Raw genomic sequence first — 15,424 nt, forward strand, 5'->3', positions numbered from 1 at the left:
GACCATTGCCCTCAATCGCGGCATCCGTAGTGATCTTCGGGGCCTTACCCGGCTTCGGCTTCGGGGCCACAGCCTTACCCGGCTTAGCAGGCTCGGCGGGCTTGTCCTTAGGCTTAGCAGGCTCGGAGGACTCCTCGCCCGGCTTCGGGGTCACGGCGTGCGCAGGATCCTCGTTCGAGGGCACCTTCGTCTGATCCACGCCGGGCTCGTCCGGATTCTCCGGGCTGGGGGGAACGCCCTCGGCCTTGGCCACGTCCTTGTGCTCCTCGCCCTCGGCAAGCGTCAGCTCGCCGGTGAACTCAGCGGACTCGCCCACGTTGAGGCGATCGATCTGCTCGGGAGCGATGTTCTCCACGGTGCCAACGCCCTCCACCGTCTTATCGGACAGCGCGATGTTGAACAGATCCACGCCGCCGGTGTTGATCACCACGAACTTCACGGTGGCCTTCTCACCCGGCTTCAGCGCCTCGGCGGTGGCCCAATCCTGAGCGTCGTTGTCGTTAATGTACTTCTTCAACTCCAACTTCGGCTCGCCCGGCTCCGAGGAATCATCGGAGGGCGTGGTGTTCTCCTCCGGGTTGTCCCCCTCGGGCTTGCCCGGGGTGGGCTTGGTCGGGCGGGCTGGCTGAACCATGCCCTTATCCGAGGTCACCGTCTGCTTCTTGTCGTTGATGTCGTGGTGCACGGCGATCACCCCGCCGCGCTCCACGCCCTGCGGCAGGACGACGATGCCGCCCTTATCCGGGGAGCCATCGAGAACGGCGTCGGCGGCCTTAGCGGCCAGGGCCTCCTCGTCGGACGAGGTCAGCGTCTCGAACGCCACCGCGGCGGGCACCGGCTTCTTGACGTCGGAGTTCACCACGATGGGAACCTCGACCTTGCCCTTGCCGTGCTTATCGGCGGTGAACTTCTGGGAGCCAGAGCCCACCACCGCACCGGTGGTAAAGGGCTTCTTCTCGCCCTTGCGCTCGATCAGCTGCGCCTCCAGGGTGTAGGCCTTGCCCGGAACCAGACCGGAGTAGGTCACCTTATCGACGATCGTCGCACCGGCGACCACGACCTTATCCTTACCGTTGAACTTGGCGGAGGTCTTCAGCACCGGCTTCGCCGCCTCCGGCGTGAGGGCGTGGGCCTGATCCTCGTTGGACTCCACCGGCGTGCCCGCTTGCTGGGGCTTGCCCTTGGCGTTCACGAACGACGTCGGGTTGCCCTTCTCGTCCACCGGCGTACCGGAGGTCTTGGCCTTATCGGCGTGCAGCTTACCAGCCTCGGGGGCCTTGAGGTCGGCTACAAAGACGACCTTCTCGCCCGGCTTGAGCAGCTTCTGGTTCTCCGCGTTACCCGCGAACTCGGCCAGGCGGATGCCCGTGACCTGCGGGGTCTTCTTGTCCAGTCCGGCGCGAGTGCCATCCAGCTGATTCTGGAAGGCCTTGGTGATGCGCTCGTCGGACGGAGTAGCGACGTCCTTCAGGGTCAGGTCACCGGTGTTCTTGACCACGAAGGCGACCGTGAGGTCCGCACCGGCGGTGGCCTGGTGGGCCGTCTTCTTCTCCTGGGAGTCGTTCAGCTTCTCGGCATCGGCGATGGAGGCGATCTCCGTCTTATCGCCGATGTACTTCTTGAGCTGAATGTCCGCCTTCTGCGCGTCCTTCGGAGTCACGGCGTGCGCGGGGTCCTCGTTGGACGGCACGAAGCCGCTGCCGGGGACGTCCTGCACGAGCGGGTTGCCCTTCTCGTCCACCTGCGGGTTGCCCTTCTCGTCCACCGGAACGAACGTGGTCACGGGGTTACCCTTATCGTCCACGGGTTTGCCCTGCGCCTGGGCGACATCCCCGTGCACCTTCTCCGCGCCCAGGGCGGGCAGGGTGACGGTAAACGTCTCCGACTTGCCCGGGGCCAGCTTCTTGACCGTGGCGGGCTTGACCTTGACCAGGTCGATCGCCTGACCGGCGGTATCGACGTCCTTGATGAGGTCATCCTTGCTGATCGAGACGTCCGTCATGGTCGTCTCGCCCACGTTGGTGACCACGTAGGTGATCGTGAGATCCTGATCCGCCTTGGCCTTGTAGGCCCGATCCTGCGTCTGGGCATCCAGAACGCCCGAGGAACCAAACTCCTTATCGCCGGACTTCTGCGGCTTCTCCGAACCCCGGAACTCGCGGTCGCCGATGTACTTCTTCAGCGACAGGCCGGACTTCGGGGTGTCTTTCGGGGTCACCGCGTGCGCGGGATCCTTCTCGGAGCGCACCGTATCCGTACCCGGCTCCTCCGGGTTGCCCGGCTTCGGGGCAAGACCCTTGGCCTCGGCCTCGTCAGCGTGCAGATCGCCCGGCTTCGGCGCGGGGATCGTACCGGTAAAGGTCACGCTCTCACCCGGAGCCAGCATCGTGGCCTTGGCCGCATCCTCGTCCGTGGCGGGCTTGGGATCCTTCACCCACACCTTGGAATCATCCGTGGCCAGCAGGCGATCCCTCACCTCTAGGTTGAAGACGTTCACGTCACCCACGTTCTTCACCACGAAGGTCACCGTGAGGTTCTCGCCCTCCTTGGTAGCCTTCACGGCCTCGTCCTCGGTCTGAGCGTCCTCGCCGTTGATGTACTTCTTCAGCGCGATCTTCGGCTCACCCGGCTGCACCGGAGGGGTGTCCTCCTTGGGCTGGGCGTACGCGGTGTCCTTGTTGGACGCCACCTTCTCCTCCGGGGACTTCTCCACCGGGGTGTTACCGGAGTTATCCACCCACGCGATCGGGGTGGGATCCTCCTTGCTCTTCACCGGGGTACCCATCGCCTCCACGTAATCGGCATGGAGGTTCAGCTTCTCCGCCTCCGCAGCGGTGATCGTGCCCGTCACCCGAGCGGTCTCGCCCGGGGCGAGGAAAGCAATCTCCTCGAAGCTCTCCACCTTCACCTTGGACTCATCAGGATTGGGCAGCACGTCTTCAACGGTCACGCCCTTGAGCGTGGTCTCGCCGGTGTTCTTCACCACAACGGTGATCTTCAGCTCGCGGTTATCCGGCGTGAAGTTGGTGAACTTGGACTGAGCATCCTGTGCGTCCTGCACCGTATCCAGGCCAGTATCGTGCACGGGCTGCTTGGTGCCGGCCTTCTCCTTGGTCACAATGGTGAAGTCGATCGCGGCATCCTGGCTCTGCGGCAGGAACTCCGTACCGATGAACTTCTTGACCTTCAGCTCCGCAGAAGGAATTTCCTCCTTGGGTTCCTCGGGGGTGAGGGCGTGCGCGGGATCCTTCTCGGAGCGCACCGTATCCGTACCCGGCTCCTCCGGGTTGCCCGGCTTCGGGGCAAGACCCTTGGCCTCGGCCTCGTCGGCGTGCAGCTTACCGGGCTCCGGAGCGGGGATCGTGCCGATGAAGGTCACGCTCTCCCCCGGAGCCAGCATCGTGGCCTTGGCCGCATCCTCGTCCGTGGCGGGCTTGGGATGCTGCACTCGCGTCTGGGACTTATCTATGGCCAGCAGGCGATCCTGGAGCTTGAGGTCAAAGACGTTCGTGTCGCCCACGTTGGTGACCACGAAAGTCACCGTGAGCTCATCGCCAGCCTTCTTGGCCTGGAAAGCATCCTGCTCGGTCTGGGCATCGATCACGCCCTCGGCACCAGGCTCGGCCTGCTTCTTCTCCTGGCCCTGGAAGACCTCGGTACCGATGTACTTCTTCAGCCCGATCTTCGGGGTACCCGGAGTGGGCTCCTCCGGCCTCTCCGTCACAGTGACAGTCTGAGCAGCATCATCAATATTCTCATGCTTCGCAATCTCCACCGGCTCCCCAGGAGTCTCAGCAAGATCATTACCCGAAGCATCCACCTCCGACGAAGTCAAACGCTCAAACACCACACCAGACTCACCCGGCTGCAACGCCGACGCACCCGGAACCTGAATCACAATCGAACCCGACACCGAACCATCAGCGTTCTCCACCAGACCCGTCAAATCCGCCGACGTAAACTCCCTCGGCTTAGACGTACCCAGATCAGACGAATCCGACTTCTTCTTCAGAACACCCTCCAGGACATACTTCTTACCCGGAACAATGTTCTCCACCTTCACCGTGTCAAACACAACATCCGACGGAGCCACACCCTCAACAGACTTCTCATCCTTCTCCTCAGAAAACGACGCAGACGTCGAAACCGCAGGCTTGAAATCCTTCTTCGGCTCCTCCGGCCTCTCCGTCACAGTGACAGTCTGAGCAGCATCATCAATATTCTCATGCTTCGCAATCTCCACCGGCTCCCCAGGAGTCTCAGCAAGATCATTACCCGAAGCATCCACCTCCGACGAAGTCAAACGCTCAAACACCACACCAGACTCACCCGGCTGCAACGCCGACGCACCCGGAACCTGAATCACAATCGAACCCGACACCGAACCATCAGCGTTCTCCACCAGACCCGTCAAATCCGCCGACGTAAACTCCCTCGGCTTAGACGTACCCAGATCAGACGAATCCGACTTCTTCTTCAGAACACCCTCCAGGACATACTTCTTACCCGGAACAATGTTCTCCACCTTCACCGTGTCAAACACAACATCCGACGGAGCCACACCCTCAACAGACTTCTCATCCTTCTCCTCAGAAAACGACGCAGACGTCGAAACCGCAGGCTTGAAATCCTTCTTCGGCTCCTCCGGCGGCGTAACAGGTCCATCAGGATTCAACCCAGGCTGATCAACGGGCATAACACGCTGATATGCATCAGCAGAAGCATCTCCAACCGGCGGAACGTAGACAACGTAAGCATTAGGATTGGCCTTGAAGGAGAAATTACTATCATCGACTTTTTTAAGCTCACGATTATCAGTAATCTCAAAGCCCGTCAGATCCTTAAACTCTTGACGACTCAGCTTCGGAGTTTCAGCACCCTCCACATCTCCCACAGGCTGGAGTTCTTTTTCTTTAACAATATTACTCCTGGCAGACCGAAGACCGTCAGCTTTTTCCGTGGTAAGTGCCCGCAAGTAATTATGATACCTGGGCAGCCTAACGTCCCAACCACCGCGCGCATCTCCACTGCGCACCTCTTCAATCTCCTTATTCATGAGAGTGGCGAGATTAATGACAGCGTCGAAGTACCCTTCGGGGTAATTTTTAGAAAAATATGATTTATCTAATTTTAAGGCATTTTCAGCCCTGTAGACAGGAAATTCTTTAACCCCAGTATGCTTTTGGCCAGGATTTAATGCCTCAAGGTCTATACACCATCCCCAACCAACATCATTGGTCGGATGACCAACGCCCTGATTTCCATCGGCCGGACCACCAGCCCAGAGAAGATCTCCAAACTTTGAATCCTCATTACCCGCAGCAGGACCCACAATAGGATCTTTCGGATCCTTCATCTTTGGCAGGTTAGAGTTCTCATCAAAGGACTCTCCATAGTCCGGGGTGAACAACCCCTCCTCGGCCCGCGCCTGCCCAGCAGCCACGACAACACCGCAGAGCAGCGCCAGGGCAGCGAGGAACGCCACCATGATTCGTGAATACCCTACAGGCAGCACAGGGTCGAGGCTGTATTTTTGTTTATGCATCAAAATAGTTCTCCCTCTTCCGTATACCGTTTCGTACGCTGTCTAGGCCACCTACAGAGCCTAGACCAAAGTGACAACTAATAATTATATCCAATCCGTAAAAAACTTATACAACTTTCAGGGTTCTCAGAAGTGAAGAGACATCATTCGTCCTACCTCCATCGTGATCATTCCGTTACCGAGGCACCCTGGAACCACACGAAGCACGATATCTTACTGGGAAAATAGAAAAATCCGGCGGACCTCGCCCCCTCTCGGGTTCCGCGATGGCCCCGGGTTCCTTCTCCTCCCCCTAGCACACCCACCACGCGAGCCGCTCGTCCGGTCTTTACGCACCGCAGCGGAGCAAGACCTTTTCCCTTATCTCTCTTTTCTCACGGCGCATGGCGGAGCGATACAGCCCGCGCAAAGGAGACGAATCCCCCTACCTCCCCAACCGCACCAGCGTGGAGGACCACCCAACACGGGCGGTGTCACGCACCGCCCACCCGGCCTTAGCGGCCACGGCGTCGATGTCCTCGGCGGTGGGCACGCGGGTGCCGTCCTGGCATAGCCGCACGATGTCCTCGGCAAAGTCGTGCTCGCTGTTGTTGTCCTGCGGGGTGATCTTGGTGAGCACCACCACCTCGGCGGCCTTGACGCGGCGCAGGTAGTCAGCCAGCTCCTCGCCGCCCAGGTGGTCAAAGGGGTCGAGGAGCACCAGCAACCCCGCGCGCTCTGCCGGGGCCTGAGCCAGCGGCACCGCCCTAGCCGTCATGCCCCGGCGCGCGCATTCCTCCGCGTACACCCCCGCTCCCGGGCCCGCCACTACCACGGGGCCGGGGGAACCCAGGGCCTCGGCCAGCGCCGGGGCCACCCACTGGGCGGCCTCCTCGGTTTCTTCCTCCCACTCGGCGGCGTCGTAGGGCACCGGGCGCGGCGCGCCCGTGCGCAGCACCTCCTCGATCCCGGCCACGGCTAAGGTGCGCTGTGCGGCCACCCCGGCGAGGTGTTCGACGAGGTGGGAGTCCTCATCCGCCAGCTCCCGGGAAAGCGCGGTGAGCGCGTAGGCGTGGCCGTCGTAAACCACCAGGTCGAGGGATTGCAGGTAGCGCAGGAGGCGGCGCAGCGCGTCCGAGGTGATGCCGGTGGTGCGGGCGAGCACCGCGAGGGTGGCCTCGGGGGCGTCCGCGATGGCGCTGAAGACCCCGGCTCGGATCGCGGCGCGCACGGCGAAGCCGGGCACGGGGTCGAGCAGGGCGGCCAGCTGCGCGTACATCGCGTACCCGGTGGCCTGGGGCTCCTCGCTGTCGGCCACCTCGCGCTGACGCCAGTAGCCTGTAACCTCCAGGTTTTCCGGGGCCACACCGCGCTCCTTGAGGTCGCGGCGCAGCTGGCGGAGGTTGCCCGCCTCGCCCGCCACCCAGGCATAGGCCTCCCCCTTGGGGAAGTCCAGCCCGCGCACGGCCTCCACCATGCCGCCGCCCTCGGCGCGCACCACCCAGTGGGCCTCCACCTCGGCGGCGCTGGGCAGAGGCTGGATGTGGGAGCGCTGCTCCACCTCGATCACCGCGAGGCAGCGGTGCCCGGCGGGCAGTTCCTCCAGGCAGCGGCCGATGGCGGGAAGGGCGGTCTCGTCGCCCACCAAAAGCAGCCAGTCGGTGTGCGTGGGCAGGCTCAGGCAGTTCTTGGGCCCGGCCACCCACAGGCGATCACCCACCTGCGCCCGGCGCGACCACGCCTCGGCCAGCCCGGCCTCGTGGTGGGCGAAATCGACGGTCACCCGGCCCGCCTCCGGTTCCCAGCGGCGCACGGTATAGGTGCGAAAGAGATCCTTAACCTCGACCGACCACTGGGGCAGGCCGCGCTCGTCCGGCTCGGGTCGGGGGCGCTGCCCGGTGACGGGATCGGGGAAGATCAGGCGGACGTCGTCATCGAAGCCGTGGCTGACCAGGCCCGGAACCTCGAATCCGGCGTAAGCGTGGGCGGATAACTGCTCCCCGCCCAGGACGATGCGCCGCATACCTGGGGTGAGGTCGATCACCTCCACCACCTCGAGGTCGCGCACGCAGATGGGGTGGATCTCGCGGTTCCTGCTGTTCTTGCTCACTTTTTATAGTCCTTTCGTGCCGGTGACAATCCTATCCGAGAGCTCGCCTAAGCAGCTGAGGTTGGCAAAGCCCGGGCCGTGCCGGTACCCGGCCAGCGTGGGCAGGAACAACCGGCCGTCCAGGCCCTCGAAGCGCAGGGAGGCGTCGATGCGCTCCTCCAGGTGCTGGGGTCGCAGCCGCGCCCACGCCTCAGCACCGGCCTCCCGGGCCAGACGTTCGCGGGTGTCCTCCCCGAGGAGGGCCCCGAACCAGAGCGCGGAGTTGCCCCGGGCGTCCACCACCAGGTCGGCCTCCAGCGCTCCTTGCCCGGTGTCCCCGCCGGGGAGCCGGTAGCGGTAGCTCACGGCCAGCGCCCGCGAGGGGGTCCGTTCCACCGCCGCCACCGTGCCGCGCCGGTGTTCCACCCGCTCGTCCAGGGCCGCCCGCTGCTGGATGCGCACGGAATACACGCTGCGATCGGTGCGCGCCAGGATCTCCCGGCGCGCCTGCTCGTCTAGTTCCCCCCAGCGGTGCGGGTCGGTGTACAGGCGATTTTCAAACTGGCCCTCGCCCCGGGTGTAGATCGCGGCGCTGGGCGAGACCACGGTGATCTCCCCGGCCGGGCTGGCCAGCAGGTGCTCGACCACGCTGGCCGAGGACTCCCCGGAGCCGATGACCGCCACGCGCGCGCCCTCCGGCACGGGCTGGGCCCAAAAGCTCGCCAGGGAGAACACCCCCGGCGCGGTGGCGATGCACCGATCGCTGCTTCCCGGGCCGGTGGGCATGAGGGCGCGCGCCCGGTGCGTCCCCTCGGTGGTCTCCACCTCCCAGTGATCCTCGCGCAGGTGGGCGGCGGTGACGGCGGCGCGCAGCACGGGGATGCCGAGGCGATCGACCACCCACTGAAGATAGTCCGCCCACTGCTCGTGGGCGGGCGCGGGGCGGCCGCGATCCACCCAGGCGGCGTACCGGCCGGAGTCGATGAGGAAGGCCGCCCAGCCGTGCCGGGCCAGTTCCTCGTCCACCCGGCGCGAGTGCTCCCCGGCGATGCGGGTGCGGTAGGGGAAGCCCACGTCCTTTTCCGGCGGGGTGCCCAGCCGGTGGCGGCCGTCCGTCCAGCCGCCCCGGGCGCGCCAGTACCCGCCCACCCCCAGGGGGTCTACCAGCTGCACCGTGGCCGTGGGCAGGCCCAGCTTCCCGAGCACCGCGGCCTTGGCCGCCACGGCCACCGCCTTGGGTCCCGCGCCAATGGTGAGTAGATCAGCGGTCATCGTTCTTCCTCCTCGATTGCGGTGAGTGCGTGCGCGATCAGCGGGGCAACGTCCCGCCAGCCCTCGGGGCCGACGAGCCCCACGTGGTTGGTGTCCACCTCGAACGCCTCCACCTCGGCGCCGGCGCACGCCCAGGCCGAGGCGGGATCCCAGGACTGCGGCCCGCCGGCGGCGCCCCTGGTGGCCACCACCAGGTGCACCTTCCCCGCCCAGGGCAGCGCGGCGGCCTGGGCCATAAGCCTGCCGCTGGCGGTGAGGTTGGCGGCCACCAGCTCGCGCAGCGCGGCGGCCTCCCTCTCCCCCAGCTCCGCGAGGCCCTCGATCAGCGGGCCCGGGTCCGGCTCGCCCGCGACGGCCGCCTCGGTATCCTGCCCGGCCGGGGGTAGCGCCCCGGCGGGGTAGGCGTCCAGCACGCCGAGGAAGGCCACCCGCTCGGGCCCGCCCAGGGCGTGCGCCACGGCGTGCGCCAGGACCCCGCCGAAGGACCATCCCAGCAGGTAGTAGGGACCGCGGGGCTGCTCGGCGCGGATGAGGGCGGCGGCTTCCTCGGCCGCCTCGCCCAGGGTGGCGTGGGTGATCTCCCCGCCCCAGGTCACCGCGCGCACCGTGGCGGACAGCCGCCGCGCCAGCGGTTCCCAGGGGGTAGCCAGGCCGTCGCCGGGCGGCAGGCACCACAGGATCGGCCCGCCGATGGTGCGCGCCGTCAAGGCCCCGGGGGTGGGTGCGGAGGCGTCCTCGGCTCCCAGGCGGGCGGCGATGCCCCGGGGGCTGCCCCCGGCCATGAGGTCGCCGATGCCAAGGTCCAGCCCCGCGCGCTGGAGGCGGCCCAGCAGGCGCACCGCCAGCAGGGAGTGCCCGCCGGCCTCGGCAAAGTGGGTATCCGGCCCCACGGTGGTGCCCAGCAGCTCCGTCATCTCCGCGGCGATGAGCGCCACCGCCTCGGGGCCCGGTGCGGCGCGGCGCGGCGCCGGGGTCGGGGCGCTCCCCTCGGCGGGGGCGGACTGCGGGGCCGCCGGGCGCGGCGGGGTGCTCGGCGGCAGCGGACGGCCGAGGAAGGCGCGCAGCGCCTGGCCCAGCCGGTCGGCCGCCCACCGCGCCGTGTCCGGGGCCACCAGGGCCGGGCGATAGGCCAGCACCACGTCGAAGTCCCGCCCCGGGCGGGCCAGCACCGTCAGGGGATAGTGGGTGCGCCCGCGCGACTGGGTGCCCGCCACCCGCAGGCGGCCCTCGGGGCGGGCCGCCGGGGCGTTTTCATACACCACGATGGTGTCAAAGACCCCGGCCGCGCCGATGTCCGCCGCCGAGACCGCCGTGTGGTGGCCCATCCGGGCCCGGGCGGCGTGGTGGGCGCGCAGATCCGCCAGGGGATCGCCGCTGACCGCGATGCGCGCGGGCAGGGTGGCGGCGAACAGCCCGATGGCTTCCGCCGCCTCGGGCAGCTCCGGGGGTCGCCCGGAGACGGTGATCCCGCAGACCACCTCGCCGGAAGCGCCCGTGAGCTCGGCCAACACGCGGGCCCATGCCACCTGAAGCAGCTCGGCGGGGGTGGCCCCGGCGGCCCGGGCAGCGGCCACGAGCGCCCCGGCGTGCTCGGCCACGTCCACCTCGATCCCGCGCTCCTCACCGGAGGCGGTCTCCGGGGTACCCGGGGCCACCAGCGTGGCGGGGCCCGCCCCGGAGAGGTAGTCGCGCCACGCCCGGGCGTCGGCCTCGCGGTGCTCCTCGATCCAGCCCACCAACGCCTCCGGCGGGGTGGGCTCGGGCAGTGCCTCCCCGGAATACAGGGCCACGAGCTCGCGCAGCATGATCCCGGTGGACCAGCCATCGGTGAGGAGGTGGTGCGCGCCCAGGATCAGCCGGAGGCGATCCTCGCCGTGGTGCACCGCTGTGGCGCTCACCAGCGGGGGCGCGGCCAGGTTCCGGTGCCGAACAAACTCCGCTTCCAGCAGGTGATCGGCCAGTTCCCGCCACTGCGGGCCGAGGTCGCGGGCGTCGATCGCCCGGAAAGTGGGGCCGGTGCCGCGCGGGATGAACTGCACCGGGCGCTCGCCCGTGGTGGCGTCGAAGCCGCCGCGCAGCACCGGGTGGCGGCGCACGAGCTCCTCCCATGCGGCGGCCAGCCGATCCATCTCCAGCGGCCCACCCGTGGATTCCAGGTCGATGCTCATGGCCAGGCCGTAGGCGTCCTCCCGAGCGACCAGGGCGTGAAAGAGCAGGCCCTCCTGCTGGGGGTTGAGCGCCAGCACCCGCTCGATGGGGCCGTGCGCGGCCTCCAGTGCGCGCACCTCGGCCGGGCCCACCCCGCCCGCCGCGGCCGCGCGCAGCGCACCCAGGTGTCCCACGATCCGCTCGTGCACCTCCTCGACGTCGAAGCGCGCGGGGTCGGCGGTGTATTCGATGCGGGATCGATCAAGAAAGACGTTCACGGTCATCGCCTCGGTGAGCCTGCGGCGGGGGTGATCCGCCACGCGGAAATCCCCCGCGCCCGGCAGCACGTTGAGCACCACCTCGGGGGAACGCAGGCCCACCCCGTGCAGCCCGCCGCGCGGATCCCCGCCAGCAAGGTAGCCATACCCCGCGCCCTGGCCCGGCACCTCCCGGCGTGCCGCGCGCGCCGCCGCCAGCGCATCGGCCGCCGCGGCCACCGGATCGCCCCCGCGCGGCGGGCGCACCGCCACCGGGTACTCAGTGGTCAACCAGCCCACCGTGGCCTGGGAGCCGGTGCGCCCGTGGCCCTCCACGCCGAGGTAGCCGCCCACGCTCAGCGCCAGGGCGGCCAGCATCGCGGCCTCGGGTTCCTCCGCTAAGGCAGCCGCCGCGGCCGGGGGGATGGTCAGGGTACGGTGGGTGGCCTCGGCGCGGGCGGGCAGCGCGGCGGCGACGGGCCGCCCCGCGCGCTGCACCTCGCACCAATGCCCCAGCTCCGCCGCGTAATCGCCGGCGGCGGCCGCGAGCACCTCGGCGCGCCAGCCGTCCGCGCGGTGCCCGAGGCGACCCCCGCGCAGCAGCCGACCCACCTCCGCGCGCAGGGTGCGCCAGCTTAAGGCGTCCACCGCGCTGTGGTGGATGACCAGGCCCACCCCGCCGCCCTCGAGGGCCACCAGGTGAAGCAGCCGACCGGCCTCCGGATCGAGCAGGCCGGGGCGCGCGGCCACCTCCGCCAGGTCGCCCACCGGGACCCGACCCACGCACTCGGCCGGGTCCACCAGGGCGCCGCGCGGCACCACCAGCTCCCCGGCGGCGGAATCCAGGATCATGCGCAGGGCGCCGTGGGCAGCGAGAAGCTGGGCGGCCATGCCCGCCAGCGCCTCCGCGCCCACCGGCGGGCCGGGGACCCCGGCGTATTGCACGAAGCCGGCCCAGGATTCCCGATCCGGGGCGGCGGCGCGCTGGCGGCGGGCCACCGGGGTCTCCGGCAGCGCACCGATGGGCTGAAAAAAGGCCTCCTCGGCCCCCGAGGCGGCCTCCTCCCGGCGCATCGACGCGGCGAGAACGCCCAGGGGCGTGCCGGAAAGCAGGTCCTTGGGCCAGACCCGCCAGCCCTCCTTGCGCAGCCGGGTGGCCACGGTCAGGGCGCTGATCGAATCCCCGCCCTGGCTGATGAAGTCCTCCTCCGGCCTCATCGCCACGCCCACCTGCTCCCGGCAGGCCGCCAGCAGGGCGCCCTGGGCGGGGCTGTGGGTCGCGTCCTCTGGGCGCGCGGTCAGGGTGTCAAGGAGCGCCCGGCGATCCGCCTTGCCCGAGACGGTGGTGGGCAGGGCGGCGACGACCTCCACCCGGCCCGGCACCAGGGCGGCGGGCAGCGCGGCGGCCACGGACCCGCGCACCGAGCCCGGCGTGACCCACGCGCCCGGCTCCGGCACCACCCAGCCGACCAGCCCGGCCCGACCGTGGCGGGCGGCCACCGCGGCGCGCACCCCCTCGGTGGCGCGCAGCGCGGCCTCGATCTCCCCGAGTTCCACGCGGCGGCCATTGATCTCCACCTGGTCATCGGCCCGCCCCAGGTATTCGTAGCCGCGTCCGGGTATCCAGCGCACCAGATCCCCGGTGTCGTAGAGCCGCTCCGGGCCTCGGCGCGGATCCACGGTGCGGATGACAAAGGCCCGCCCGGTGGCCTCCTCGTCCAGGTAGCCCCGGGCCAGCTGCGGGCCGCTCAGGAAGAGCCGGCCGCGCTCGAAGTCCCCAACCACCCGGTGATACTCGTCCAGGGCGTAGGCGCGCATGCCCGCCACAGGGGAGCCGATCACCGGGGTCCCGGGGGTGACCTCCGCCATGAGGGCGTCCACGCAGGCCTCGGTGGGCCCGTAGGCATTCACCGCGGCCACCCGACCGGCGGCCAGGGCATCCCACAGCGGCCCCGGCAGCTCCTCGCCGCCGAGCACCACAAGCTCCAGATCCGGCAGCTCGCCCAGGCCCGCAGCCAACAGCGCGCCCACCAGGGAGGGGGTGCTGTCAAAGACCGTCACGCGGTCGCGGCGCAGCGCCGCCACGGCCGCCTCGGCGTCCTCGGTAATCCGCTGCGGGTAAAGGCGCACGCAGTGCCCGGCGAGCAGCCACAGGAGCTGATCGAGGGCGGCGTCGAAGGCGAAGCTGGCGGTGTGGGCCACCACGCAGCGGGGGCGGCGATACAGCCCGGCCAGGTGCCCGGCGAGCAGCGCCTCCAGCGCCGCCCGCGTGACCTCCACGCCCTTGGGCACCCCGGTGCTCCCGGAGGTGAAGATGACGTAGGCGAGGTCCCCCGGCGCGGGCTCCGGCTCCGCACCGGGGGCCTCGGGGGGCTCGGGCAGCGGGTCACGCCCCGCCACCCAGGGGTGGCCCAGGGCGTCCAGGATCGCGCGGCGGCGCTCGCCCGGCAGCCCCGGCTCCAGGTAGCTCAGTGGCACGCCAGCGTACAGGGCAGCCAGCACCATCACCGCCAAGTCGATGCCGCGCGGCAGGTCGAGGGCGATCACCCTGCCGCGCGGCAGCCGCCGGGCGGTCTCGAGCACGCGGCTATGCAGCTGCGCGCCGCTGAGGGTTTCCTCCCCCGCGCTCAGGGCCGGGTGCGGGGAATCGGCCAAGGCGTCGATGAGACGGCGCAGGCTGGCCTCAGCGGCGGGGGCGGTGGCGGCGCGGGCGTCGATCAGCTCGGTCGCCGCGCGCTCGCCGCCCAGGAAGTCGGTCACGGTGGCCTCCGCGTCTCCGGCGGCGAAGCGCACCAGCAGCGCGCGCAATTCCTCAAGCCGGGCGCGCGCCAGCGCGGGCGGCACGCGCGCGGGGTCGGTCTCCAGGCCCAGATCCAGGCCGCCGTCGGGCGCGGCGGTGACCACCAGGCCGAAGTCCTCCGGGGGGCCGCCGGCCACGTTGCGCAGCACCCCAGTGACCTCCCCGAAGCGGAAGGTGACGTCGAAGATCTTGGCGTTGATGCCCATGCCGTGCAGCAGCGCGCCCGCCGCCGGAATGCCCAGGTCGCGCGGCAGGTTTTCCCCGCGGTAGCGCTGGTGCTCGCGCAGCCGGGAAAAGCGTTCGGCGGTGGCGGCCACCAGCTCGCCCATCGAGGTCCGCCCGCGCACCGGCACCGGCAGCGGCAGCACGTTGACCGCCATGTGCGGGGTGGCGCGCTGGGCGGCGGTGGCCCGCGCCATCACCGGCATGGCCAGGCACACGTCGGCCTCGGGGCGGCCGGTGATCTGCCACAGCTGGGCGGCGTAGACGGCCACCAGGCAATCCACCCAGGTGGCCCCCGCCCGGCGGGCGGCACCCACGAACCGCTCCCGATCCTCGGCGGCGAGCCGCACCGTGGTGGTCACCGTGGTCCCAGAGCCCAGGGCCGTGCCGGTGGCGGCGTTGAGGCGCTCGCGCTCGGCCAGGTTCGGCGGGGGATCGAGCAGGTCACGGAAGAAGGCGCGGTCGGCCTCGGCCTGCGGTGAGGCCGCGTAGGCGGCGTCCTGCTCCACGATCCGGGCCAGGCTCACCCCGCGATAGGCCCGGGGTGCCCGGCCCGCCAGGGCGGCGGTGTAGTGCTCCCCGATCCTGCGGGTGAGCAGCGCCGCGGAGTATCCGTCCACGATGAGATGGTGGTAAAGCTGGATGACCCAGGTGCGCTCCTGCCCCAGCAGCAGCACCTCATAGCGGCACAGGGGCACATCGATCATGGCGGCGGCGCTTTCCGCCAGGGCGGTCTTGGCGGCGTCGACGCGCGCGGTGGCCAGCGCCCGGGGGTGGGGCGCGGAGCGCAGATCGCGGACGAGGACCGGGGCGATCTCCTGGCTCACGCGCTGCCGGGGTTCCTCCGCGCCCTCGGGGCGGGTGACCCGCACGCGCAGCGTCTCCGCCTCCCGCTGGGTGGCCTCGATCGCGGCCACCAGGGTGGGAACGTCGATCTCCCCCTCCAGTTCCAGCACCTCCCCCACGACGTAGTGCGGGGAGCGGGGGTCGATATTCTGGGCGTCAAAGACGCCGCGCTGCGCCCCGGTCAGCGGCAGCGCGGCGGAATCGGTGGTGGGGTGGGCGGGGGCCGTCATGGCAACCACGTCAAGCCTTTCTTGGTTTCTTCTTTA

At 69.2% G+C, this 15,424-nt stretch carries 4 protein-coding genes; all 4 read right to left on the reverse strand.

Features of this window, described 5'->3' with window-relative positions; all coding sequences use genetic code 11:
* The coding region (locus tag H7347_RS03365; RefSeq protein WP_186337198.1) for a VaFE repeat-containing surface-anchored protein at positions 1 to 4,561 on the reverse strand (4,561 nt) is incomplete at its 3' end.
* A gap of 1,408 nt (positions 4,562 to 5,969) precedes the next feature.
* Positions 5,970 to 7,634, reverse strand: a complete 1,665-nt coding sequence (locus H7347_RS03370; RefSeq protein ID WP_152821381.1) for an SIP domain-containing protein — start codon at positions 7,632 to 7,634, stop codon at positions 5,970 to 5,972.
* A 3-nt stretch (positions 7,635 to 7,637) separates the two neighbouring features.
* Entirely contained in the window at positions 7,638 to 8,885 is a 1,248-nt protein-coding gene (locus tag H7347_RS03375; RefSeq protein ID WP_152821383.1) for a SidA/IucD/PvdA family monooxygenase, read from the reverse strand.
* Complete coding sequence (locus H7347_RS03380; RefSeq protein ID WP_152821384.1) at positions 8,882 to 15,388, reverse strand: condensation domain-containing protein; 6,507 nt, start codon at positions 15,386 to 15,388, stop codon at positions 8,882 to 8,884. Before H7347_RS03380 ends, H7347_RS03375 begins: the two co-directional genes overlap by 4 nt.
* Positions 15,389 to 15,424 lie beyond the last annotated feature (36 nt).

Origin of the sequence: Corynebacterium sp. zg-331 (assembly GCF_014267345.1) — a bacterium.
GTDB lineage: Bacteria > Actinomycetota > Actinomycetes > Mycobacteriales > Mycobacteriaceae > Corynebacterium.